Source organism: Capnocytophaga catalasegens (assembly GCF_026005215.1).
Lineage (GTDB): Bacteria > Bacteroidota > Bacteroidia > Flavobacteriales > Flavobacteriaceae > Capnocytophaga > Capnocytophaga catalasegens.
In genome coordinates this window covers 124,864-148,680 of record NZ_BPMA01000018.1, presented here as the reverse complement: position 1 = coordinate 148,680, position 23,817 = coordinate 124,864, and the positions used below count along the sequence as shown (strand labels likewise).

22 protein-coding genes are annotated in these 23,817 nt (G+C 33.3%); 17 read left to right on the top strand and 5 right to left on the bottom strand.

What is annotated here, in order from left to right; all coding sequences use genetic code 11:
• Nucleotides 1–5 precede the first annotated feature (5 nt).
• From rplI to OO775_RS06430, 4 genes are all read right to left on the bottom strand, one after another.
• Nucleotides 6–458, bottom strand: a complete 453-nt coding sequence (rplI, locus tag OO775_RS06445) for a 50S ribosomal protein L9 (protein ID WP_264846238.1) — start codon at nucleotides 456–458, stop codon at nucleotides 6–8.
• Between the two features lie 20 nt (nucleotides 459–478).
• Nucleotides 479–778, bottom strand: coding sequence for a 30S ribosomal protein S18 (rpsR, locus tag OO775_RS06440; RefSeq protein WP_264846280.1), 300 nt, complete (start codon nucleotides 776–778; stop codon nucleotides 479–481).
• Complete coding sequence (rpsF, locus tag OO775_RS06435) at nucleotides 778–1,119, bottom strand: 30S ribosomal protein S6 (RefSeq protein WP_264846237.1); 342 nt, start codon at nucleotides 1,117–1,119, stop codon at nucleotides 778–780. Before rpsF ends, rpsR begins: the two co-directional genes overlap by 1 nt.
• Before the next feature lie 241 nt (nucleotides 1,120–1,360).
• Complete coding sequence (locus OO775_RS06430; protein WP_264846236.1) at nucleotides 1,361–1,507, bottom strand: hypothetical protein; 147 nt, start codon at nucleotides 1,505–1,507, stop codon at nucleotides 1,361–1,363.
• Nucleotides 1,508–1,751: 244 nt separating this feature from the next.
• Here OO775_RS06430 and OO775_RS06425 point away from each other — a divergent pair, with 244 nt between their 5' ends.
• The 7 genes from OO775_RS06425 (at nucleotide 1,752) to OO775_RS06395 (ending at nucleotide 9,263) form a co-directional block, all read left to right on the top strand.
• Entirely contained in the window at nucleotides 1,752–2,300 is a 549-nt protein-coding gene (locus tag OO775_RS06425) for an RNA polymerase sigma factor (protein WP_264846235.1), read from the top strand.
• The gene (locus OO775_RS06420) at nucleotides 2,287–2,745 is read left to right on the top strand and encodes a hypothetical protein (RefSeq protein WP_264846234.1); all 459 of its coding nucleotides are present in this window, start codon (nucleotides 2,287–2,289) and stop codon (nucleotides 2,743–2,745) included. The genes OO775_RS06425 and OO775_RS06420 overlap by 14 nt, the downstream gene beginning before the upstream one ends.
• 378 nt (nucleotides 2,746–3,123) lie before the next feature.
• On the top strand, nucleotides 3,124–4,239 hold the full coding sequence (locus OO775_RS06415; RefSeq protein ID WP_264846233.1) for a DUF4097 family beta strand repeat-containing protein: 1,116 nt from the start codon (nucleotides 3,124–3,126) through the stop codon (nucleotides 4,237–4,239).
• Nucleotides 4,240–4,307: 68 nt separating this feature from the next.
• On the top strand, nucleotides 4,308–5,021 hold the full coding sequence (locus OO775_RS06410) for a head GIN domain-containing protein (RefSeq protein WP_264846232.1): 714 nt from the start codon (nucleotides 4,308–4,310) through the stop codon (nucleotides 5,019–5,021).
• A gap of 175 nt (nucleotides 5,022–5,196) precedes the next feature.
• On the top strand, nucleotides 5,197–5,793 hold the full coding sequence (locus OO775_RS06405) for a transposase (RefSeq protein ID WP_264846231.1): 597 nt from the start codon (nucleotides 5,197–5,199) through the stop codon (nucleotides 5,791–5,793).
• Between the two features lie 109 nt (nucleotides 5,794–5,902).
• Entirely contained in the window at nucleotides 5,903–8,290 is a 2,388-nt protein-coding gene (locus OO775_RS06400) for a TonB-dependent receptor (RefSeq protein ID WP_264846230.1), read from the top strand.
• Between the two features lie 64 nt (nucleotides 8,291–8,354).
• Nucleotides 8,355–9,263 carry a hypothetical protein gene (locus OO775_RS06395; protein ID WP_264846228.1) on the top strand — a complete coding sequence of 303 codons (909 nt, stop codon included), beginning with the start codon at nucleotides 8,355–8,357 and terminating at the stop codon, nucleotides 9,261–9,263.
• Between the two features lie 113 nt (nucleotides 9,264–9,376).
• Here the strand turns inward: OO775_RS06395 and dnaB are convergent, their stop codons facing one another.
• Nucleotides 9,377–10,942, bottom strand: a complete 1,566-nt coding sequence (dnaB, locus tag OO775_RS06390; protein ID WP_264846226.1) for a replicative DNA helicase — start codon at nucleotides 10,940–10,942, stop codon at nucleotides 9,377–9,379.
• A 204-nt stretch (nucleotides 10,943–11,146) separates the two neighbouring features.
• Between dnaB and trkA the strand changes: the two genes are divergently transcribed.
• From trkA to OO775_RS06340, 10 genes are all read left to right on the top strand, one after another.
• The gene (gene trkA, locus OO775_RS06385; RefSeq protein WP_264846225.1) at nucleotides 11,147–12,496 is read left to right on the top strand and encodes a Trk system potassium transporter TrkA; all 1,350 of its coding nucleotides are present in this window, start codon (nucleotides 11,147–11,149) and stop codon (nucleotides 12,494–12,496) included.
• Between the two features lie 21 nt (nucleotides 12,497–12,517).
• The gene (locus tag OO775_RS06380; protein ID WP_264846224.1) at nucleotides 12,518–14,002 is read left to right on the top strand and encodes a TrkH family potassium uptake protein; all 1,485 of its coding nucleotides are present in this window, start codon (nucleotides 12,518–12,520) and stop codon (nucleotides 14,000–14,002) included.
• Between the two features lie 94 nt (nucleotides 14,003–14,096).
• Entirely contained in the window at nucleotides 14,097–15,149 is a 1,053-nt protein-coding gene (gene ansB, locus OO775_RS06375) for an L-asparaginase 2 (protein WP_373874554.1), read from the top strand.
• 103 nt (nucleotides 15,150–15,252) lie between these two features.
• On the top strand, nucleotides 15,253–15,747 hold the full coding sequence (locus OO775_RS06370; RefSeq protein WP_264846223.1) for a Crp/Fnr family transcriptional regulator: 495 nt from the start codon (nucleotides 15,253–15,255) through the stop codon (nucleotides 15,745–15,747).
• 395 nt (nucleotides 15,748–16,142) lie between these two features.
• The gene (locus OO775_RS06365; protein ID WP_264846221.1) at nucleotides 16,143–17,621 is read left to right on the top strand and encodes a hypothetical protein; all 1,479 of its coding nucleotides are present in this window, start codon (nucleotides 16,143–16,145) and stop codon (nucleotides 17,619–17,621) included.
• A 159-nt stretch (nucleotides 17,622–17,780) separates the two neighbouring features.
• Entirely contained in the window at nucleotides 17,781–18,881 is a 1,101-nt protein-coding gene (locus OO775_RS06360; protein ID WP_264846220.1) for a porin, read from the top strand.
• A gap of 155 nt (nucleotides 18,882–19,036) precedes the next feature.
• On the top strand, nucleotides 19,037–20,077 hold the full coding sequence (locus tag OO775_RS06355) for an inorganic phosphate transporter (protein WP_264846219.1): 1,041 nt from the start codon (nucleotides 19,037–19,039) through the stop codon (nucleotides 20,075–20,077).
• 185 nt (nucleotides 20,078–20,262) lie between these two features.
• Complete coding sequence (locus tag OO775_RS06350) at nucleotides 20,263–20,922, top strand: DUF4294 domain-containing protein (protein WP_264846218.1); 660 nt, start codon at nucleotides 20,263–20,265, stop codon at nucleotides 20,920–20,922.
• 30 nt (nucleotides 20,923–20,952) lie between these two features.
• Nucleotides 20,953–21,327, top strand: coding sequence for a hypothetical protein (locus OO775_RS06345; protein WP_264846216.1), 375 nt, complete (start codon nucleotides 20,953–20,955; stop codon nucleotides 21,325–21,327).
• Nucleotides 21,328–21,681: 354 nt separating this feature from the next.
• Nucleotides 21,682–23,538 (top strand): right-handed parallel beta-helix repeat-containing protein, encoded by a 1,857-nt coding sequence (locus OO775_RS06340; protein ID WP_422851665.1) that lies wholly within the window; start codon nucleotides 21,682–21,684, stop codon nucleotides 23,536–23,538.
• The last annotated feature ends 279 nt before the right edge of the window (nucleotides 23,539–23,817 follow it).

Below are 23,817 nucleotides of genomic sequence, written 5' to 3'. Positions count from 1 at the left end.
CTTTCTTAGTCTTGTTCTCCAACTACTTCAAAAGGCAAAGCGATAATAACCTCACGATGTAGGCGTACATTAGCTTCATACTTACCTGTACGTTTAATATTTCCACCAGCTATATGTACATATTTTTTGTCAATAGAGTGACCAGCTTTTGCTAACTCTTCAACCAAGTTAGAATGATTTACAGAACCAAACAATTTATCTCCGCTTCCAACCTTTGCCAATATTTTAACTTCTAATTGTTGTAATGCTTTACCAAGTGCTTTCGCATCCTCAATTAGCTTTTTCTCTTTGAAAGCTCTTTGTTTTAGGTTTTCAGCCAATACTTTCTTTGCCGAAGCAGTAGCCAAAACAGCCATTCCTTGTGGTATAAGGTAGTTACGACCATATCCATTTTTCACATTAACGATATCGTCTTTAAAACCTAAGTTCTGAACGTCTTGTTTTAATATAATTTCCATTTCTTACGTTTCGTTTAATTTTATTTTAATAAATCTCCTACATAAGGCATTAGTGCCAAATGACGCGCTCTTTTCACAGCAACTGCTATTTTACGCTGAAACTTCAACGAAGTTCCTGTAATACGACGAGGCAATAATTTTCCTTGTTCGTTAACGAATTTCAATAAGAAATCGGGGTCTTTATAATCAATGTATTTAATGCCTACTTTTTTGAAACGACAATACTTTTTGTTTTTGTTCGTATCAATATTTAATGGAGTTAAAAATCTGATATCTCCATCTTTTTTACCTTTGGCTTGTTGTTCAATGCTTGACATAATTATGCTTTTTTCTGGTTTAACTTCGCTCTTCTTCTCTCTGCCCACGCAATGGCTTCTTTGTCGAGTTTTACAGTTAAGTAACGCATAATTCGTTCGTCACGTCTGAACTCCAACTCGAAAGTTTCAATAACTTCGCCTGGTGCTTTGAATTCAAACAAATGGTAAAAACCACTCTTTTTGTTTTGAATAGAATAAGCCAATTTTTTTAGCCCCCAATTCTCTTTTGCTACAAATTCTGCTCCCTTAGAGGTTAAGAAATTTTCGAATTTCTCAACTGCTTCCTTTATCTGTGCTTCAGATAAAACGGGATTCAAAATGAAAACAGTTTCGTAATGATTCATATTTAAAATATTATTTATAATTTTCGAGGGGCAAAAGTACTACCTTTTTTTTAATTGAACAAATTTATAAAGGAAAAAATTTATTTGAGTAAAAAAAGAGTTTTCAACATCGTTTTATCTACGAAAGTAGATTGTAAGCTAATTATCTAAAAATTATTTCCAAAAGGAAAAAATAAAAAATCCCTATACAACATTATAATATCGTACTATTTGCTGTATAGGAATTTTATTTTTTAATTCATCATTTAGCTTGCCAATAACAACGCTTGGGAGAATAAATAGCTTCTTCTTTTTTGAGTTCAGCCATTGCTTTATCGACTACTTTTTTATCAAGCCCTGTAAGTTCAGCAATTTTTGTAGCATTTAGCGGTATTGCTTCTTTTTTCATTATGTCAAGTACTTTTTGTTTTGTTTGCATCCATTGTAAAAAAATTAAAATTTGAAACAAAGATACAAATTATTTTTTTCGACAAAGAAATATTTCTATATTTATATGTTTTTTTCAAATGTAGAAGAGAATAATATTTTACCTACTTAGATTTTGATACTTGTTATTTGGTTTTTTCTCAAAAAAACATCTTAAAAATCGCAACATTCCATTTTTTTATATATCTTTATAGCAAAAAAGAAATTTGACCAACAAGTTAACGAACATATTAAAAGACTGCAAACGGGGAGATCAAAAAGCACAAACTACGCTGTATCGGCAATACGTAAAGGCGATGTACAGCACGGCTTTTCGTATGCTGCAACAAGCCGACAAGGCAGAAGATGCTGTGCAGGAAGCCTTTATCAAAGCCTTTGTAATGCTTAATTCGTATCGAGGAGAAAGTGCTTTCGGGAGTTGGCTCAAGCGGATTGTAATCAATGAGGCCTTGATGATACTTCGCAAAGAAAAATCGCTGATTTCACTTGACTTAATTTCGTATGAAGCGATAGATGATGATTTGCAAGAAATGTGGGATTTCCAAGAGGAAGAAGTGAAAATAGTACTCAACGCTTTGGGAAAATTACCTGAAAAATACCGAGTAATCCTAAACCTATCGCTAATCGAAGGGTATGACAACGAAGAAATATGCCAAATACTGAATGTTACTAACCAAAATTGCCGAACAATGCTTTCCAGAGCTAAAAAAATCTTACGTGAAACCATAATACAATTGAAAAATGAACGAAAATAAATTTGACATATACGAGCCGCTTGACGGACACGAAGTGCGTTTTCTGCAAAAACTCTCAGAACAGAAAGTAGCCAAAAAACCGAAGAAAAGGTCGCTTGTCCGCAAGATTATTTACGGAAATATTGCCGCCGCAATGCTGATAATGGTGGCTTTGGTGTGGTGCCACAATTCGGGTAACGAACTGGAAAAAGTATCGCAAGTGGCATACGAATCGGAACAATATTATTTGCCCAAAATTCAGGAAAATATCGAAATCATCAAAAATTCGAGCAACCGAACTTTAGCACAAAATGCACTTAACGAATTGAAAAAAATGCAAGTAGATTACGAACAACTACGAAAAGAAATCATTCAGCAAGGACAAAACCAACATCTTATAACCGCTATACAAATGAATTTCAATTCCCAATTAGCGTTTTCAAATCACGTGATTGGGATGATGTAATGCTATTTATGTTTAAATTTATCGTAACAGTTTAAAACGTTTCGAACACATACTCCGCAGTGCGGACTTTGCTCAACGTGACAAACACTGCATCAGGCTGAACGAAGTCGAAGCCTATATGGCTAAGTGTTGTTACTATTTCCCCTTTCAAGGGAGGAAAGGGGGTGTAATTTTTTTATATAAAAATAAGGAAGACATTCTCCGTCCTTTGCCACATACTCGCTCTTGTGACTTCCTCCTTCAAAGGAGGATTTTGTGAAGCAACAGCTTAAAACTAATTGTCTATATTACAAAAATTAGATTACAGATGGTGTAATTTTTCTCCGAAAAAGGGGAAGTGAAATCGAAAAAATATCAAAAAATAAAAATTTTAAACATATGAAAAATATAATTGAAAAAAGAAGCAATGCACTTCAAATTCTCCTTTGGAGAGGAATATTCCTCTTTTTCTATCTTTCTCTATGGGCGAATGAACCCTATTACCGAGAACAAAAATACACTGAGATAAAAAAAATAAACAAGGAATTTCAGATAGGAAACTCATCGAGTTTGTTTGTATCGAATAAATATGGAGATATTACGTTTTTGACCGATGCTACTCTCAAAGACAAAATCAAAATTGAAGTCGAAATCAAGGCCACTGCCAATAATTTGAGTGACGTTCAAAGTAGAATAAAACAAATTTCGGTAGATTTCAATCAAAAAAGTTCAGACGTATCGGCAAGAACCATCATTAGGCAGAACAATTCTTTTTTTAAAGGATTTGGTAAAAAATCGACCATAAATTTACAAATCAATTACAAAATTTCGTTGCCTGTGAAAACGCAAATTACAGCTGAAAACAAATATGGAAATATTTTCTTGAACAAAACTGAGCGTGATTTGAAGATTGATGCCGAGTACGGAAGTTTGCAATTGGGTGAAATATGGGCAAATACGGAACTTGATCTGGAATACATCACAAAAGCGAATATTAACATAGCCAAGCGTGTAAATTTAGAAACCTCGTATTCCACCATTTCGATTGAAAAAGCTGATAGAATTGATTTGAAAGCAAGTTATTCCAATTTTAAAATAGAAAGTATCAAACAGGTCGAAGCAAGTATTTCTTATGGAATTTTCGACATAAATGAAACCAATTTTTTGAACCTAAATGGTGATTATACCAATATTGCCATCGGGAAAGTAAGCAACCAACTTTCGGTGGAAAATGATTACGGAACAATTGTCATTAAAGAAATTTTACCTACAACAAAATCCGTAAACGTAAACAGTAGTTATGCCAACGTTTCTATAAATTATCATCCTGATTGGTCGTTTGATTACCATTTTTCGACTACCTTTGCAAGTTTGAACGTACCCAAAAATCTGCCATTTACTGAAAAAAACAAACGAATAATGAGCAGTACACTCAAAGGAAATAAGGGTAAATCAGACAATGTATTCCGAGTAGAATCTGATTATGGTGGAGTTACCATTACCGAAAGACCATAACAATCAGAGTTTTTGATAATAAATTGTTTAATTGTGAATTTTAAAACTAATAAATAATAATGATCAATATGAGACAACTATTTACATTTTTGTTTATCGCAATTTCGACGGTAAGTTGCGGACAAGTTTTTAGCAAAAAAGATAATGGAAACATCCAAACTGAAAATCGCAAAGTAGAAGCATACACTCAAGTAGCTAATATCGGAAGTTTAGATGTAATACTTACCGAAGGTACTATGGGCGAAATTCGGGTAGAGGCTTCGGATAATATTTTAGAATATATCCTTACTACTGTGCAAAATGGGGAACTTACCATTAAGCTCGACCCAAAATATAACTACGCATTAAAGCACAAAGCGATGGTGTATGTACCCATAAATTCGGATTTACGAAAAATATTACAATCGGGTTCAGGAGATATTGAGATGAAACATCAGCTTGAAGTGGATAAGTTAGAATGCGAACTTGTTGGTTCGGGAGATGTTAAAATCAATGTGAAAGCCAATCAATTATCACTAAAAATAGTGGGTTCAGGCGACATCGAAACCAAAGGTTCTGCCATACAATTACAAACCGAAGTAATAGGTGCTGGCGATGTTATGGCTAAAAAACTTATAGCCACAAATGCAAAAGCAATCGTAAATGGTTCAGGCGATACTGTTATTTTTGTTACCGAAAAGGTGGAGGCTTCCATATTAGGTGCGGGTGACATTATCATCAGCGGAAATCCTAAAACAAGAGATACTAAAGTACTAGGTGTTGGTGATATTCGATATAAATAACGTTTTAGTTGGGCGGATTATAATCCGCCCAACATAATTTTGTTAATTGCCCCAAAAAATGTGTATATTTATGTAGGGGCGTATTGCATACGCCCAATGATAACAACCAAATAAAAAATGACCAACAATAGGGCGTATACAATACGCCCCTACAAATAAAACGAAAACAATAAAAATGCAAAAATATAATCCTGAAATACACAAACGACGTTCCGTTAGGCTGAAAGGATATGATTACAGCCAAGAAGGATTATATTTTGTTACAATTTGTTGCAAGGATAAAGAACATTTATTTGGCGAAATCACTGATGGAACAATGCGATTAAATGAAATCGGACAAATCATTTATAATGAATGGATAAATACCGAAAAAATTCGTAAAAATGTAATGTTACATTCGTTTGTGGTAATGCCCAATCATTTTCACGCTATTGTGGAAATCACAAACCAATGTAGGGAGCGACCCGAACGAAGTGAATTGGCGGAGCAATTGCATACACCCGATAACAATACACCCAGTGATAACAATATGAAATACAACATACCTGATGATGAAAAGGGCGTATGCAATACGCCCCTACGGTCGCCATCGCAAACATTAGGGGCAATCATACGAGGGTATAAATCGGCGGTATCCAAAACGATAGGATTTTCTGTTTGGCAACGCAGTTTTCACGAACATATTATCCGAAACGAACAATCCTATTTCAAAATTCACGAATATATCGAAAACAATCCCGCAAAATGGGAAGAAGATTGTTTTTATGGATAATCAACGTAGGGGCGACCCGAACGTGTAGGGGCATATTGCATATGCTCCGAATGAAAAAATAGAACAACATTTGGGCGTATGCAATACGCCCCTACAAAATAATAATATTATGAATTTTAACCAATTACCATTTTTAATTTTATTATTTTTTACAACAATTTCTTTGGCTCAGAATGCAACTGTTTCTGGGCGAATTTTAGATGGTGAAAACCATCAGGAAATGCCCTATTCGGAAGTGTCGCTGACTGCTGTGGCAAACGAAAAACAAAATTTTGGTGTTATTACGGACGAAAAAGGACGTTTTTTGCTAAAAAATGTACCCTACGGTGATTATTTGCTCAAAATTAGCTTTTTGGGTTACGAACCCTTTACAAAATCGTTGCAAATCAATACTTCTAAAATCAATTTAGGCGATATTCTGATGCAATTAGCCACCAATCTAATCGAAGAAGTGGTTGTCGAGGGCAAAAAAGCAGCTTTCACCTACCAAGTGGACAGAAAAACCATCAATGCGGCAGCTTTTCCAGAAGCTACCAATGCCATAGATTTGCTGACCAACGTTCCTTCGTTGCAAGTGAGTGTAGATGGGAAAGTTACCTATCGCGAAGGCGGTACATTTGTGGTGTACATCAACGGAATTATCGCCAAAGATGGGCAAGAACGCCTCCGTACGCTTGAGGCTTCGCAGATTGAAAAAATCGACATCATTACCAATCCGTCGGCTAAATATAGTGCTTCGGGTACGGCGGGAATTATCCGTGTAGTACTGAAAAAGAACAAATTAGAAGGCTATGTCATTGATTTGTCTACAGAAGTTTCTACACTGGGTACGCGTCGCTTCAATTTCTCAGTAGATAAAAAAGGAAAACGAGGAGGCTGGCACACTTCAGGCAATTATAGAAACAATCATTGGGGAGATTACACCGCTGAAAGAATGCATTGGGTACAAAATACAAATGGACAACGCTTTGAAACCTTGCAAAATGAAGATTTTTCAGCTCAATTTGAAGGAGCATATATCAATTTTGGATTTAATTATGACCTAACCGACAATGATTTTATTGATTTTTCAATAGATTATGACCCTTTGGCTCGAAAAGAAAATAAATTTTCAAAATCAAAAACTTCCGAACGGACGTTTGATGCGACCAATACCTTACTTTCTTCGGAAGATTTTCAGTTGGATAATCACTATCAGTTTATATACCAAACTTTGGGAACTAATTTAGAATATTCGCATTTTTTTAATAAAGATAAAACGCATTCTTTGAAACTATATTCTGGTTACGAAACTTATTTTGGTGCTGCATCATCAAGTGCTAAAAATCATTTGGTTAGCTCTACAGAAAATAATATTTTCGGAAATAAAACTCTTGAGAAAAATGAAATTTCTACAGCTACAAATATTGATTACGAACTGCCTTTGACTGACAATACAAGCATCGAAGTTGGTGGGCAAATTGAAACTGACCACATTCCTGAAATTACTGCCGAAAGTGGTTATTTCAATGGCAATAATATTGTGCTAAATTCTATATATGTAGCTCCTAATCAGCTTATTAACTACAAACAAAATATTTATTCAGGTTATTTTACTTTCAAAAGTTCGTTTGGCAAATTTGAGTATAAACTCGGGCTTCGTGCAGAACATACAGTACGCGATATTTCGTATACGTTTGATAACCAATTGGGTGTTAGACAAAAAGACCATTTTAAGGCAAACTTTACGGATTGGTTTCCATCGGTGCATTTGTTGTATAGTTTTTCGGAGGATAGCCAAATCAGTGGGAATTACAGCCGTAGAATCAGTCGTCCACATTATGCTTCATTAGTTCCTGCCTTTGTCTGGGATGATAAATATGCGTTTTCGACAAGAAATAGCCGTCTCTTGCCGAGTTACACTGATTCGTATGAGTTGGCTTACAAACGTTCGTGGGGAAGAGATTTTGTTTCATTGGAGGTTTTTGCTCGTAATCAGCACGATATAATGAATAAATATAGTCGTGTTTTTTATGATGATGTGTTACTTTTTACCGATGAGAATGTGGGTTCGGCTTGGGCGGTGGGTGCTGAATTGATGACTGGTGTAGATATTTTCAAATGGTGGAATGTAAATGCTTCGTTTACAAGTTTTTATTATGACCAAGACCTTTCGGTAGATGGCAAACCGCATCGTTATAAACAATGGCGATACAACGCAAAAATGAATAATACATTCAAACTTCCTCGCAGCTTTTCGTTTCGGCTCAATGCAGGATATCAGTCGCCTACGATGGGCTTACAAAACGAAATGGATGGGATTTTCTTAGCCAATGCTTCGCTTACCAAAAGTTGGCAAGAGAACCGCTGGAGTTTGAGTGTTTTCGGCTCGAATATTTTTGATTCGCACCGCTATACGCAAACCAGAATAGGCGATAATTTCTCCACACATACCAAAATGGTGTATCGCCCGTATGTAGGATTTACACTGAAATATCAGTTTAATAATCAGAAGTAGCTAAAAAATTGTCAGGAAAACTAAAAAATTACGACAGAACAAACAACTAGACAATAATACACATATGCAGAAAGTTATTTTTTATTTTCTTACGATAATTGTAATGATGAGCCAGACAACATTGGGGCAAGGATGTAGTGATGCGGGGTTTTGTATAATCAATAATGTGAAACCTTTGAATTTTTGGGAGAAATTTGAACTTACTAAACATCAAATAAAAGCTGGTTTTTTTGTTGGAGAGGGTGATAATTCGGTCAATGTTTGGGGAAATTACTTGGAATATAACTTACAAATATCAAAAATATTGGGTTTTGACGCAAAAATAACTTCGATTGCTCAGAACGGAAATGGAATTCAAACTTTTGGACTTTCTGACCTCTTAATTTCGGGGAATTATCAAGTAAATGAACGTTTTGGTTTTACATTAGGGACAAAAATTCCACTTTCAGATGGTAATAAAAAACTTGAAGGTATCTCATTGCCAATGGATTATCAATCCAGTTTAGGTACATTAGACGTGATTATGGCTTTGAGCTATCAAATCAAGAAATTCCATCTTGTTTTTGCTTGGCAACAACCGATTTTACAAAATAAGAATGAATTTCTCAGTGAAAAACAAATAAATCCGCTTTTGCAAAAGTTTCAATCTACGCAAAATTACTATCGAAGTGGCGATATTTTGTTACGAGCTTCTTACCCAATTACAATAACTGAAAAATTTAATATAACTCCAAGTATTTTGCCTATTTATCACCTAACTGATGATCACTTTACAAATTTCTCAGGAGTAAAACAGCCTATAATAGGCTCAAAAGGATTGACATTAAACGGAAATCTTTATCTTGATTATCAAATCAATACAAAGCATAGCATACAATTTAACGCAGGAATGCCTTTTATAGCAAGAAAGGCTCGTCCCGATGGATTAACAAGGCATTTTATTGCAAACTTGGAATATAGAATTCGTTTTTAATAGGACAATATTTATAGAGATGAAAAGTAAAAAATCCGAATGTTTAAAGCTAAACTTCGGATTATAGTATTTGGATTATAATACTTGTTTCATAGGTTTTGTATTTTAATTTTTTAAAAAGGAACTTCATTATCAGCATCTTCTATATTATTAGCTTTGTGTGATGCAGAATTAAATTTTGGAGTTTCAAAAGCTTCTGAGGGCGAAGAGAAAGTAGGGCGTTCTATTTCTGAATTCATTCGAGAGGGAAATTCATTGAAAGTATAATTTTCAGAGGAAGAATCTAAATTTGAGAAAACCCCATTAGTAAATTTCAGGCGGATATTATCCAACCCTCCATTACGATGTTTAGCGACGATGAATTCTGCTTGATGCGTTGTGGGAGTACCTTCTTCATCGTCCCAAGTGTCTAATTTGTAATATTCGGGACGATATAGAAAAGTAACAATATCAGCATCTTGTTCAATAGCTCCCGATTCACGCAAGTCAGCAAGTTGAGGGCGTTTGTGACCGGGTCGTGATTCAACATTACGTGAAAGTTGCGAAAGCGCAATAACAGGAACATCTAACTCTTTGGCTAAGGCTTTCAAATTACGAGAAATAGTCGAAATTTCTTGTTCTCGATTTCCTGTACCTTTTGTTCCTCCACCTGTAGTCATTAGTTGTAAGTAATCAATGATGATAATTTTTATTCCATACTGAGAAACCATACGGCGAGCTTTGGCTCTAAGGTCAAAAATAGAGAGTGAAGGTGTATCGTCAATATATAGAGGTGCATTTTCTAAATTGCTTATGTTATTGCTCAGAGCATTCCATTCTTCTGCGGAGAGTTTCCCAGTACGTAACTTATCAGACCCGATGCCTGTTTCAGAAGAAATAAGGCGAGTAATGAGCTGTACAGATGACATTTCTAACGAAAAGAAAGCCACAGGTATTTTCTCATTAACAGCAATATTACGAGCCATAGTCAGAGTAAAAGCTGTTTTTCCCATAGCAGGTCGGGCTGCTACAATAATAAGATCGGTTGGTTGCCAACCAGCGGTGAGTTCATCAACTTTAGTAAATCCGGAAGGTATTCCACTGAAATTTCCTTCTCGCTTACCTATTTCTTCAATTTTTTTACGTGCTTTGATTATTAGTTCTTTCGCTGATTCTGACGAGCGTTTTAGATTGCCCTGTGTAACTTCATATAGTTTTGATTCGGCACTATCCAAAAGATCAAAGACATCAGTAGTTTCATCGTACGACTCTTCAATGATTTCGTTAGAAATTTTAATCAAACTACGTTGTATATGTTTTTGTAGGATAATACGCGAATGTGCCTCAATGTGTGCTGCCGAAGAAACTTTTTGTGTAAGATTGATTAAATAATAATCGCCACCAACTATCTCTAAGTTGCCTTTTTTGCTCAGTTGTTCCGAAACAGTATACAAATCAATAGGTTGTGAGTTTTGGAATAATTCAAAAATTGCCTCATAGATAAGCTGATGAGCAGGTTTGTAAAATACTTCTGCTGTAAGTATATCAATAGCATCATCAACTCCTTTTTTGTCAATGAGCATTCCGCCCAAAACGGCTTCTTCTAAGCGAATATCTTGAGGAGGAATTTTTCCTTTTTCAAGTATAGATATTGCCCCTGTATTGAGCTTTTCGTCTGATATTGGTAGTACTTTTTCCATAGCGCAAAGGTAAAAGTATTTTTCAGTATAAAAGAAATTTATTTTTTCTTTTTTTCAAGAAAAAATGTTTAATAGATGTTTATAACTATTGATAAGTTTTTAATTATTTCAGTATGAATATATAAGCTAAAAATTGTTACATTTTTTTGCTTGTTACTTTATTTTGTTTCGTACCTTTGCAGTTCAAAAAATTTATTTTTACCTATGAAAATAATTATTGCAGGTGGAGGAGAAGTGGGATTTCACTTAGCAAAATTACTCTCTTACGAGTCGCAAGATATTACGTTGATTGATACTGACAAACGTAGCTTACAATATGCCGATAATAGTCTTGATATAAAAACAATACGTGGCAATGCGACTTCGATGGCGGTGCTTAAAGAAGCCGATGTACAAGATGCAGACCTTATAATAGGTGTAACGGCTTCAGAAACTAATAATTTGGTTATTTGTTTGCTTGCTAAGCAATTAGGATGTAAAAAAAGTATTGCACGAATATCAAATACTGAATATATCTACAATCGTAAAGATATTCGTTTTGAAGAATTGGGAATTGATGAACTTATTTCGCCTGACCAATTAGCTATGCTCGAAATAGAACAATTAGTCAATCAATCTGCATTCAATGATATGTATGAGTTTGGTGAAGGTCAATTGTGCTTGGTTGGAATTGTCTTGCCTGATAAAACTCCTTTTGTTGGAAAATCAGTTATTGAAATTGTACAACTATATCCCGATTTACAATTTATTCCCACAGCAATTCAACGAAGAGGACAACAAAATACACTAATTCCCCGTGGAAATACAATTTTTGAAGAAGGAGACAAAGTATATTTTGTAACTTGTAAAGATGGGGTAGGTCGTCTATACGATTTAATAGGAAAAAGACAAGAGAAGTTGAAACGCGTGATGATTCTAGGAGGTAGTGTAATTGGTATAAAAGCAGCAATGAGATTGAGTCAAAAAGGTTTTGAGGTGAAACTTTTTGAGATAGACAAAGAAAAAGCCTATGAACTTGCTGATCAACTTCCTAATGTATTGATAATCAATGGAGATGGTAGAGATGGTGAACTTTTGGATGAAGAAGAAATATACTACACCGATGTATTTATTGCCGTAACTGATGATTCTGAAACGAATGTAATGGCTTGTATGATGGCAAAAAATCGTAAAACACGCAAAACCATTGCTCTTTCAGATAATATAGACTATTATCAACTGACGCAAGCCATTGGTATTGATACACTTATCAATAAAAAAATATTGGCGGCAAACTCTATTTTTAAATACATTCGCAAAGGAAATGTCGTAGCAATGATGCGCTTAAACAATACAAATGTAGAATTGTTAGAATTTGTTGTTCAGCCCAATAGTGAAGCTACTTATAAGCAAATACGTGATATAGATATTCCGCGCTCGGCAGTTATAGGAGGTGTTGTTCGCCAGGGAAAAGGATATATTCCGCTGGGTGGATTTGAAATAAAAGTAGGAGACCATGTGCTTGTTTGTTGTCTTCCTGAGGCGGTTAAGAAAATAGAAAGAATATTCTTTTAATATTTTATACATGATTTTTCGATGAAATTCAGTTTTGTACTTTATTATATAGGAGCTTTGTTGTGTTTCAATGGTTTGTTGATGCTTTTATCAGTGTCTATTAGCCTGTATTATGCAGAATCTATTTATTGGCAATGGCTTTTAGCTTCGGGGATAAGTGTATTTAGTGGTCTTCCATTGTTGTATTTTTTTCGTAATTATGATAAAAATATTCGCAAGAAAGAAGGTTATTTAATTGTAACTTTGGGCTGGATTACGATGATCCTTTCAGGTACATTGCCTTATTTATGTTCGGGAGCAATTCCGAATTTTGTAGATGCTCTTTTTGAAAGTAGTTCAGGATATACAACAACTGGAGCTACCATTGTTGATAATGTGGAGATTTTACCCAAAAGTATTCTTTTTTGGAGAAGTCTCACACATTGGATAGGAGGTATGGGAATTATTGTTCTTTTCATAGCAATATTACCTTTACTTGGTATAGGCGGAATGCAACTTTTTTCGGCAGAAGCCTCTGGTATCAAGACGGACAAATTGCACCCTCGTATTACGCAAACTGCCAAAGTGTTATGGGGTATTTATTGTGGTTATACACTTGTTGAGACTTTGCTTCTATGGTGGGCAGGAATGGACTTGTTTGATGCCGTAAACCATTCATTTTCAACACTTTCCAGTGGAGGTTTTTCTACTAAAAATGCCAGTGTAGCCTATTGGAATAATGTTCCAGCAATACAATATATTATTTTGTTTTTTATGTTTTTGGCAGGAACCAATTTTGTGTTGAGTTATTTTTTGTTAAAGGGAGAATTCAGGAAAATATGGCAAGATGATGAATTCAAAGCATATGTTGTTATTATAGTGTTACTTTCGGTATGTATTGGTGTAAGTATTTATTTTCATACCGATTTTTACAAAACAGAATATCATCCACAGGTGTGGGGCAGAGCAGAAGCAGCTTTTCGACATGCTTTTTTTCAAGTAGTATCAATTATTACAACCACAGGATTTATAACTTCTGATTATACAGCATGGGGAACTTTTCTGCAAGTTATGATTTTCGGATTATTATTTTTTGGAGCTTGTGCGGGTTCTACTTCGGGAGGAATCAAAATAGTTCGTCACCTGTTAATGCTTAAAAATGGAATATTAGAATTCAAGCGAGCCTTGCATCCAAGTGCTATTATTCCAACTCGACTCAATGGACGTGCCATCTCTCGCAACATAATGTATAATGTAATAGGATTTTTTGTGTTATATATGGCGCTATTTACAATAGGAGCTTTGTTATTAGCATTTTTAGGAAATGATTTTCAAACGGCAATGAGTGCTTCGGCAACAACTTTGGGTAATGCAGGACCTGGACTCGGACAGATAAATCCAATGACTACCTTTAATTCGCTTTCAACACCGACCAAAACTTGTTGTTCTTTTCTGATGCTTGTAGGGAGATTGGAGTTATTCACGGTTCTTATCTTAGTTACACCATATTTCTGGAAACGCGGATAAAAATATTTTTTAAGTGAAAAAATTTTTTCTTTCAAAAAAAAATTGTACCTTCGTAGCAAATTATCGTAGGTAATAATTAAAAATTATAGTAATAATGAATACTTTAAGAAAAATGCTATTGATAGTATCGTTTTTAGTATCAATAGGAGTTTTAGCTCAAAAACCTAAAATACGAATTATCGCGACAGGAGGTACTATTGCCGGAGTTAGTAAATCTGCTACCGAAAGTAATTACAAAGCAGGAGAACTGGGTATTTATCAGTTATTAGATGCTGTTCCCGAAGTGAAAGAAATTGCGCAAGTTAGTGGAGAGCAACTTGTTAAAATTGGGTCACAAGATATGAATGATGACGTTTGGCTCAAATTAGCTAAACGAATTAACGAGTTATTAAATAAAGAAGGGTATGATGGAATTGTAATTACGCATGGAACTGATACAATGGAAGAAACAGCATATTTCTTGAATTTAACAGTTCATAGTTCTAAACCCGTTGTTATGGTAGGGGCAATGCGCCCAGCTACAGGAATGAGCGCCGATGGACCTTTGAATCTGTACAACGCCGTATCTGTTGCGGCATCTCCTAATGCCTCGGGGCGAGGAGTTATGGTTTGTATGAATGATATTGTTCTTGACGCCAAAGATGTTATAAAAAGTAATACTACTGAAGTGCAAACATTTATAGGTGCAAATTATGGAAAACTCGCCTATCTGCACAACGGAAAAGTATTTTTCAACAGAACTCCACAAAACAAACATACAAATCAGTCAGTTTTCAATGTAGATAATTTGAAATCACTTCCAAGAGTAGGAATTGTTTACGGATATTCTAATGCTTCCGATTTACCAATGAAGGCTTTTATTGATGCAAAATATGATGGTGTTGTATATGCAGGAGTAGGAAATGGTAACTTTTACCATACGTTGTTTGATTTGGCTGTCAAAGCTCGTTCAAAAGGTATTCAAGTAGTACGTTCTTCACGTGTGCCTACCGGGGCAACTACGCTTGATGCCGAAGTAGATGATGCTAAGTATCAGTTTGTTGCTGCACAAGCACTTAATCCACAGAAAGCACGTGTATTGTTAATGCTCGCTCTTACTCAAACTAAGGATTGGAGGCAGATACAGCAATATTTTAACGAATATTAGTTTTTTCGGTTGGTTTTATTTGCAGACACGCAGTTTTAATTTTAAAAAATTATTAGAACTGCGTGTTTTTTCTTAAAAAAATAACTAATACTTGATAAAAAATATGAAATTATTAGTAGAAAATTTAAAATCAATAGCTTTTACAGATGAGCAAATATCTGAAATGTTTAGCCAAGGACAGATTACATATTTGAAAAAAGGTGAAAAATTTATAGAAAAAGGTCAAAAGGTTGACAAAATAGGAATGCTCAAAGAAGGTCTGTTGTATGGCTGGCATCTGGATATAAGTGGTAATAAGAATGTAGAAGAATTCTTTATTCTTCCTGAAATGTATTTGGTTGCTGATTATCAAGGATTTATAAATGACACTAAAGCACTGATAACCATTGAAGCTATTGAAGATTCAATATTGTTAGTTTTTGATCGCTTTACGATGGAAAATCTTCAAAAAAAGTATCCTAATTTACATCGCCTGCAAGAGATAGATATAAAGCGTCATTTTATGATGTCCCAACGTTTAGTCAAAATGTTTCAGACAACAACCAAAGCGATAGAAAACGGGTTTTGTTTATCCAAGAATATATGCCTGAGGTATTAGCACGCGTGCCTTATACTTATATAGCATCTTTTTTAGGAATGCATCGCAATACCTTTACTGAAGCACTCAAATGTATATGAAAATAAATTATATGATTTGCACAAATTAGGGCATTTAATAAATAAACTATTGACATATCTTTGCAAAAAAGAATATTTTAAATCAAAATTTGTTTACCTAACAAAGTATAGCACTATCAACCCCAAGATAAAACTATTATCCCTTTGTCATTTGACAAAGGGATTTTTTTATAAAAAAAATCTTTTTATTAGTTATTTTGTGAAAAAAAATATTAAAAAAATGTAATTTTTATTTGTTATATAGATTTTTTTATTTATTTTTGTGCCAAAATTATTTAATTAAAGCAAAAAAATAAAAACTAAACTTTTATACATATGAAAAATTTTTTAATAATAGGATTGTTTGTAGGAACACTATCTGTCAGTGCACAAGAAATAATACATAAAAATTTAAAAGATAGTGAATTACATGGAAAGGTAAAATCTGTACGGCTTACTACATATACAACAGTAGATAAAGGAGGCGGAGTGGTAGATAAAGGAACTGTTTATAAAAATGCTGATAATCACCTAATAGTATTCAATGAAAAAGGAAATATTATACAACATAATGAGTATTATCCTGATGGAAAACTATGGTGGAAAGCCTCTTACAATTATGAGAAAGATAAAAATGAACCCAAACCTCCTATAAAAAAAATAGAACCTAAAAAAGAAGTAAAACTTGAAGAAAACACTCACAAATCATTAGGGAATTTGCGTCAGAAAATAACATATAAATATGATAGAAGAGGAACTCTTTCAGAAGAAATTACGTATAATTCACAAGATGTTGTTTTAGAAAAGATAATTTATAAATATGATAAACAAGGAAATGTGATAGAACAAAATAATTTTCAAAATAGCGATAAATTACTTAATAAATATATTGCAAAGTATAATAATAACAATAAACTAACAGAAGAAAATCTATTTAATGCTAATGGAGAATTACTTTATCAAGCTACTTTTTTGTACAATGAAAAAGGTTATTTATCACAGAAAGGAGAATTTTTTGCTAAAGGATTTTCGGCAGAAAGTAACAATATTAGAAATCCGAATAAATCACATTCCATAAATGAAGCTACACAAGAGAATTGGAGTCAACGACATTATGTATATGACAATAAAGGAAATAAAATAGAAGAAAATTTATATGATTTTTCAAAAAAATCAGAAAATTTGCCTACTGAAACTTCATCGATTACTGAAAAAAACGATTTGGAAGAAGAGGAAACAAAACCAATGGTTCGTATACCACAGCGACTTTTACAAATCAATACATTCAATTCGCAAGGAACTCTTTGGAAGACGAATTTGTATTTTTATGATGAAAAAGGAAACATATTTGAAAACATAGAATACAATGGACGTTCCGAACAAACAGCAAAAAAAGGTTATATATACGACTCTAACAATAAAGAGATAGGTTACATAAATTATGATAGTAAAAATAATGTACTTGCCAAATATGTGTATATGTATGATGAAAAAGGAAATATTGCAGAAAAAACGCATTACGATCCGCAAGGTGAAATAATAAAAATACAACGTTCTAAATATGATGCTAAGAATAATGAAATAGAACAACATTTTTTTGATAGCAAAAATAATTTATTGTATTTTTATATACTCAAATATGACCGAAGAGGTAATGTTATGGAGTTAGATTCGTATAATCCTGACGGAACACTCAACGTAAAAAATCATTGGAAATATACTTTTGATACCAAGGGTAATTGGATTCAAAAAATAGAATATACTAGTGATAAAAGTTACTTTATTATAGAGCGAACAATTGAATATTATCAGTAACATCTAACTTATAACTTCAATATTTCAAATCTCCTTTGTTTAAGAATGGCAAGGGAGATTTTTTTATAATAAATAGTTTTTTACTTGGATAATTCAAAATAGTTTTGTAAATTTACATCGAATTAACCAGTGGAGTTTCCCACAAAAAATACTAACATTATGAAATTATATTTAACAGCAATTACTCTGTTTATAACAGGTTTTGCAATGGCTCAACAAGAGTTAGAAGAACAAGTTACAGAACTGAAAGAAAAATCAGACAAATTCAATGTTTATCTGAATTTTCAATCAAGTTTAGATGCTTTGACTGAAAAAGAAAAAGACACACAATTAGGTTTCAAGACACGACAACTACGTTTAGAATTTCGAGGTGATATTAACGAACGAATATTCTATCGGTTACGACATCGGTTGAATAAAAGCAATCAAGGAACAAGTCTTGACAATCTGGCAAAAGCTACCGATATGATGTATGCAGGATTTCGCCTTGATGAAAAATGGACAATTACTGCAGGGAAAATGTGTCAAACGTGGGGAGGATTCGAGTTTGATCTCAATCCGGTGAATATTTATGAATATTCAGAATTTATCGAATATATGGATAACTTTATGCTTGGAGGTATGCTTACTTATGCACCCAATGAAAATCACGAATTGAATCTTCAAATTACCAATTCAAGGAATGATAAATTGGAAGCTATTTATAACACTAATACAGGTCGCCCACGTCCCGCAGGAGTTAATCCAAGTAATTCGCCTTTGACTTATATCTTCAATTGGAATGGTAATTTCTTTGACAAAAAATTTCAAACACGTTGGGCTGTAGGATTAGAAACTGAAGCTAAAAATAAGTATTCTAAAATGGTTACATTGGGTAATAAATTAAACCTTGACAAATTTCAAGTATTCTTAGATTATATGTTTGCTCATCAGGATTTGGATAGATTATACTTGTCAGGAAATGGAACTACATTTGAAGATGTAAGCTATCATACATTTATCCTAAAACCTGAATATCAATTTTCTGAAAAATGGAATGTTTTTATGCAGGGAATATTCGAAACGGCAAGTGTAGATGGTAAAAGTGCGAAAAAATCTTATGGATATTATACGGGTATTGAATATATGCCTTTTTCAGACCAAGATTTGCGTTTTTTTGCTGCATATGTTGGTAAAAAATACGATTTTGAGTCATCAGGAGTTGATACATATTCAAATCGTTTTAGTATAGGAATGATGTATCGTATCAAAGCATTTTAAAAATATAAGTATTAAAAATAATTAAAAAGTAGAATTTATAATAATAGTTCTACTTTTTTTGATTTTTATAATAGGAAAGAATGATTATAATATAGGTTGTATGGTAAAAAATGACTATATTTGCACGCTTTAATATACATACAAATTGAATAAAAATGGAACTTTTAAATCAATTACTAATACCTTATCTTTTGGCAATGGCTTTGGCTATTACGATGGGCGGAAGTGGTACAGCTCCTGCTTTTTCAGCAAGTTATGGTGCAAATGTAATTAGGAAAGGTTTGATTCCAGGAATATTTGGAATGGCTGTATTTGTTGGAGCTATATTAGCAGGAAAAGAGACGGCAAGTACGATGGGAAAAGGAATTCTGGAAGCAGAATATATGAACTTTACCACGATTTCTATTATGCTTTTTACGGTTGCTTTTACGCTTCTGATAGCCAATATAGCAGGAATACCTCAATCAACTAGTCAAGTAGCTGTATTGGCACTTGCTGCTCCAGCGATGTATTTGAATAAGCTGGATAGTAATAAGTTGTTTTTTGAAATTATACCGATGTGGTTTGTTCTGCCGATAATTGCTTTTTTTGCAAGTTATTTCTGTGGTAAATATATCTATCAGCCTATGCGGCGAAAGGGTTTTACAATGCAAAGGGCTCAAAATGAAAACTTGAAGCCTATTTGGAATATACTTCTTATCTTAATGTCTGTATATGTTTCTTTTGCCATTGGAGCTAATAATGTAGCAAATGCTTCGGGACCGATTAGTTCGATGACTATTAACGAGATGAACTTGACAGATCAGAATGATTTTAGGCTTATTATGATATTATCAACTCTGATTGTAGCTCCTTGTTTTGGGATAGGAAGTTCTTTGTTTGGATATAAAGTTGTTAAAAATACAGGTAAAGAAATTATTCTTTTTGGAAAATTTGAAGCGGTGATAATTGCTTTTATATCGGGGAGTTTGTTACTTTCGGCATCGCTTATAAAGGGGATACCTACATCGCTTGTGCAGGTCAATGTGGCTGCTATACTGGGAATTGGGGTAGCTAAAATGGGTTCTAAAAATATTTTTCGTAAAACCCAAGTTCGTAATTTCTTCTCTATGTGGATGATTGCGCCTGTTATCGGTTTTGCTCTTTCGTTTCTACTGACGTATTTGGCAGATATTTTAGGAATTTTGGACAAATAATTTTGATAACTTTTCATTTGTTATCATTCGGATTGTTCAAGTTGTATGATGAGTAGCAAGTCGATTTAGTTCTCATTTTGATAAGAAAAATACGAAATAAAAACGATGTAAATAAAAAGAAGTCAAAGAATATCCCCATTGTATTTGTTTTTTATATTATATTTGTAGAATTAAATGAGAATCAGATGTGGTACAGAGTTCTATTTTTGTTATGTTTTTTAAGCATGTTACCAAGTGTTGCTCAAACGTTAGATACGTTGAACACGATTGAGCAAGATGAATTGGAAGAAATTATTCAGTTAGAAGAGGTTTGGGTATATAGTAGAGAGCCTTATTTTGGTAATGCAGAGGCTCGTAAGAACTATCTGATACTGAGAAATAGAGTCAGAAAGGTATATCCGTATGCGAAATTGGCTGCTGAGGAGTTACAACGCATACAGAAAACACTTGACACGATACCTAACAATCGTAAAAAGAAGAAATTTACTAAAAAAGTTCAGGAAGAAACAGAAAAACGATTTACTGACGAACTTAAAAAGTTATCTCGCTCGCAAGGGAAGATACTTATTAAGTTGATTTATCGGCAAACGGGCGATACAGCTTTCGATTTGGTAAAGAATTTGCGAAGCGGTTGGCGTGCTTTTTGGTATAATAAAACGGCTTGGTTCTACGATTTGTCTCTCAAAGCTAGCTATGACCCACTGAACGTTATAGAAGATTACTGGATTGAAGATGTATTACAACGAGCGTTTGCCTCGGGGGAGTTAGAATACCAACCTCCGGCTATTAAAATTGATTATGAAAAACTTAAAGAGAAGGCTCCCATACCTGAAAAAACTAATTAGATTACAAAAAATAGAACTTTTATATTCAATATGTCACGAGATACACAATTAAAAAAGCGTTGGGAATACTTAGAGAAACAACTCTCTGATGATTTTGCCGATGGAGAAACGTTAAACTTAGACGGAGTAATTTACTTGATTGGAGTTCAAGAGTTAGGACAACTGCATCGAACTTTCAAAAAAGATGAAAAACTAAATCTGATGCATATCGCTATTTGCCGTTTGTTAGAGCCTTATGGGTATTATCAGTTTGATTTTGTAGATCAAGACAACTGGCCTCATTACAAACTTGTCAGAGAACTGCCTCCTTTGAAAGCAGGAGAACAGACCATTCTGATGAAAGAAGCGATTGTTAATTATTTTGAACAATTAGGTTATTTTGATGGAATTGAAAGCCTGATGTAAATTGATATATCATTGTTTTTTACAAAAATAAAAATGAACTTATGATACGATAAACTTCATAAATAAAATAAGGTGTAGTGCCTTATTTTTTTTTACTTATTATTTTTTTGATAAAAAATAGTAGCTATTGTATATAAAATTTGTTTCAACTTTTACTATATGTATAATTATTGTTTGACAAGATGCTAAACCAAGTAAGATTGCTATTAGGTTGAGCGAAGTCAAATCCTTTTTTAAGTATTATTTCTTGATTTTGCTTGGAATGATAACTTTTGTTTTTAATGAAAAAAGGCTAAATAAATTTGTGAAAAATTGTAGTATAAATAATATAAAAATAATTTTAATATGAAAAAAATAGTATATGTAAAATCTATTGTAGGGCTTATGATAGCCAGTAGTTTTGCTACTTGTACAACCAAGAGAACTTGGTCAGAGCATACGCTGCAAACAAAAAAAGTAGAAACTGACTTATGGAACAATTGGGTAATCAATCAGCGAGAAGAATCGGTATTTGATGTGGTTAAAATTGATAGTTTTTCGTCAAATAAGACGATTTCTTTTCCCAAAGGTACGTATCATTTTTATCAAGAAAGGGCTTTGGAGAAGGAATTGTATATCTCTAATCACGACCAAGATAACCCAAAGCGGGTAGCTTTCTTGTTAGAAAATTTAGAAAATAGTACTATTGATGGAAATGGTAGTATATTTATTTTTCACGGAACACAAATTCCTTTTGTGATTAAGAATTGCAAAAATATTACACTGAAAAACTTTTCAATAGATTTTGAGTTACCTCATTTAAGACAACTAACTATTGTAGAAGTTCATAAGAAAAATGATACAAGTATTGCTGAAATATATCCTAAAGGGAATTATACAATTGAAAATGATAAACTTCTATTAGTAGGGGCTGACTATAAGCTTTCTCCGCAATGGGTAATGGCTTTTGATGATACGAAAAGACTTTCGTATAAGCGGGCTGATGTTGATTTTAATACAAAAAAAGTAACCGAAATACGCCCCAATGTTTTGAAAATTGAAGGATGGAGCCAGAATAAATGGACAAAAGTAGGAGAGCGGTTCGCACTTAGAACATACAATCGTCCTACTCCGGGGATTGTAATTGATTATTGCAAAGATACATATATAGATAATGTAAAAATACATTATGCTTGGGGAATGGGGCTTTTGGCTCAAATGTCCGAAAATATTACTTTGAATAAGTTTCAGGTAGCTTTGAAAGATACAGATTCACGATTTTTTACCACACAAGCCGATGCAACACACTTTTCAGCCTGTAAAGGAATTATTAAATCAGAAAATGGACTCTATGAAGGTATGGCTGATGATGCAATAAATGTACATGGAACTTATCTAAAAGTAATAGAAAGAGTTGATAATCATACACTGAAAGCAAAATATATGCACCCACAGGCTTGGGGTTTTCTATGGGGAGAAGTTGGAGATAGTGTTCAATTTGTAAAATCAAAAACAATGGAACTTGTAGGTACTAAAACCTATACTATAAAATCTATTTCGGCAGTAGATAAACCAACAGATTTTGGTGCAAAAATATATCAAATAGCATTTGAAATACCTATTCCTGAAGAAATAAACGAAACAGAATCATATGGAATTGAGAATTTGACTTGGACACCCGAGGTTTTGTTCAAAAATAATATCATTCGTAATAATAGAGCAAGAGGGGCTTTGTTCAGTACGCCGAAAAAAGTAGTCTGTGAAGATAACTTATTTGACCACACACACGGAACGGCTATTTTACTTTGTGGAGATTGTAATGGTTGGTATGAGACCGGAGCTTGCAAAAAGGTACTTATTCGAAACAATACATTTATAAATGCACTTACAGCTAACTATCAATTTACCAATGCAGTTATCTCTATATACCCTGAAATACCAGATTTGTCATCGCAAAGTAATTATTTTCATTCTGGAATTACAATAGAGGGGAATACATTTCATACATTTGATGCACCTATTTTGTATGCTAAATCGGTTGATGGTCTTATTTTTAAAAATAATAAAGTAATTAAAAATAACCAATATCCTCCTTTTCATTGGAATACATCGACTTTTTTCTTTGAACGCGTTAAAAATGTATCTATATTGGATAACCAATTTGATAAAAAACTTACAAAAGAAGATATAAAAATAGAATATTCTGACCCTAAAAGTATCTTTGTAAAATAATAAAAACACATCTTATACCCTATAATATAGTAATTTACAAAAATAAATAGCTATATTATAGGGTATAACTTTATAATTTTTATTTGTAAATTATAATCTAATACTATATAAAGTAGTAATTTACATTTGCAAATTGTAAAAAAAAGTGTCTAATATCAAAAATTACAATTGACAAGGCTAACTTATAGTGTCTAACATATAAAATTACAATTGACAAAGCTAACTTATAGTGTCTAACATATAAAATTACAATTGACAAGGCTAACTTATAGTGTCTAA

What these genes read in the sequence shown, in the direction of transcription:
- rplI (WP_264846238.1), bottom strand. Translation starts at nt 458, where the DNA reads ATGGAAATTATATTAAAACAAGACGTTCAGAACTTAGGTTTTAAAGAC.
- rpsF (WP_264846237.1), bottom strand. Translation starts at nt 1,119, where the DNA reads ATGAATCATTACGAAACTGTTTTCATTTTGAATCCCGTTTTATCTGAA.
- OO775_RS06430 (WP_264846236.1), bottom strand. Translation starts at nt 1,507, where the DNA reads ATGAAAAAAGAAGCAATACCGCTAAATGCTACAAAAATTGCTGAACTT.
- OO775_RS06420 (WP_264846234.1), top strand. Translation starts at nt 2,287, where the DNA reads ATGAACGAAAATAAATTTGACATATACGAGCCGCTTGACGGACACGAA.
- OO775_RS06415 (WP_264846233.1), top strand. Translation starts at nt 3,124, where the DNA reads ATGAAAAATATAATTGAAAAAAGAAGCAATGCACTTCAAATTCTCCTT.
- OO775_RS06410 (WP_264846232.1), top strand. Translation starts at nt 4,308, where the DNA reads ATGAGACAACTATTTACATTTTTGTTTATCGCAATTTCGACGGTAAGT.
- OO775_RS06405 (WP_264846231.1), top strand. Translation starts at nt 5,197, where the DNA reads ATGCAAAAATATAATCCTGAAATACACAAACGACGTTCCGTTAGGCTG.
- OO775_RS06400 (WP_264846230.1), top strand. Translation starts at nt 5,903, where the DNA reads ATGAATTTTAACCAATTACCATTTTTAATTTTATTATTTTTTACAACA.
- OO775_RS06395 (WP_264846228.1), top strand. Translation starts at nt 8,355, where the DNA reads ATGCAGAAAGTTATTTTTTATTTTCTTACGATAATTGTAATGATGAGC.
- dnaB (WP_264846226.1), bottom strand. Translation starts at nt 10,942, where the DNA reads ATGGAAAAAGTACTACCAATATCAGACGAAAAGCTCAATACAGGGGCA.
- trkA (WP_264846225.1), top strand. Translation starts at nt 11,147, where the DNA reads ATGAAAATAATTATTGCAGGTGGAGGAGAAGTGGGATTTCACTTAGCA.
- OO775_RS06380 (WP_264846224.1), top strand. Translation starts at nt 12,518, where the DNA reads ATGAAATTCAGTTTTGTACTTTATTATATAGGAGCTTTGTTGTGTTTC.
- ansB (WP_373874554.1), top strand. Translation starts at nt 14,097, where the DNA reads ATGAATACTTTAAGAAAAATGCTATTGATAGTATCGTTTTTAGTATCA.
- OO775_RS06370 (WP_264846223.1), top strand. Translation starts at nt 15,253, where the DNA reads ATGAAATTATTAGTAGAAAATTTAAAATCAATAGCTTTTACAGATGAG.
- OO775_RS06365 (WP_264846221.1), top strand. Translation starts at nt 16,143, where the DNA reads ATGAAAAATTTTTTAATAATAGGATTGTTTGTAGGAACACTATCTGTC.
- OO775_RS06360 (WP_264846220.1), top strand. Translation starts at nt 17,781, where the DNA reads ATGAAATTATATTTAACAGCAATTACTCTGTTTATAACAGGTTTTGCA.
- OO775_RS06355 (WP_264846219.1), top strand. Translation starts at nt 19,037, where the DNA reads ATGGAACTTTTAAATCAATTACTAATACCTTATCTTTTGGCAATGGCT.
- OO775_RS06350 (WP_264846218.1), top strand. Translation starts at nt 20,263, where the DNA reads ATGTGGTACAGAGTTCTATTTTTGTTATGTTTTTTAAGCATGTTACCA.
- OO775_RS06345 (WP_264846216.1), top strand. Translation starts at nt 20,953, where the DNA reads ATGTCACGAGATACACAATTAAAAAAGCGTTGGGAATACTTAGAGAAA.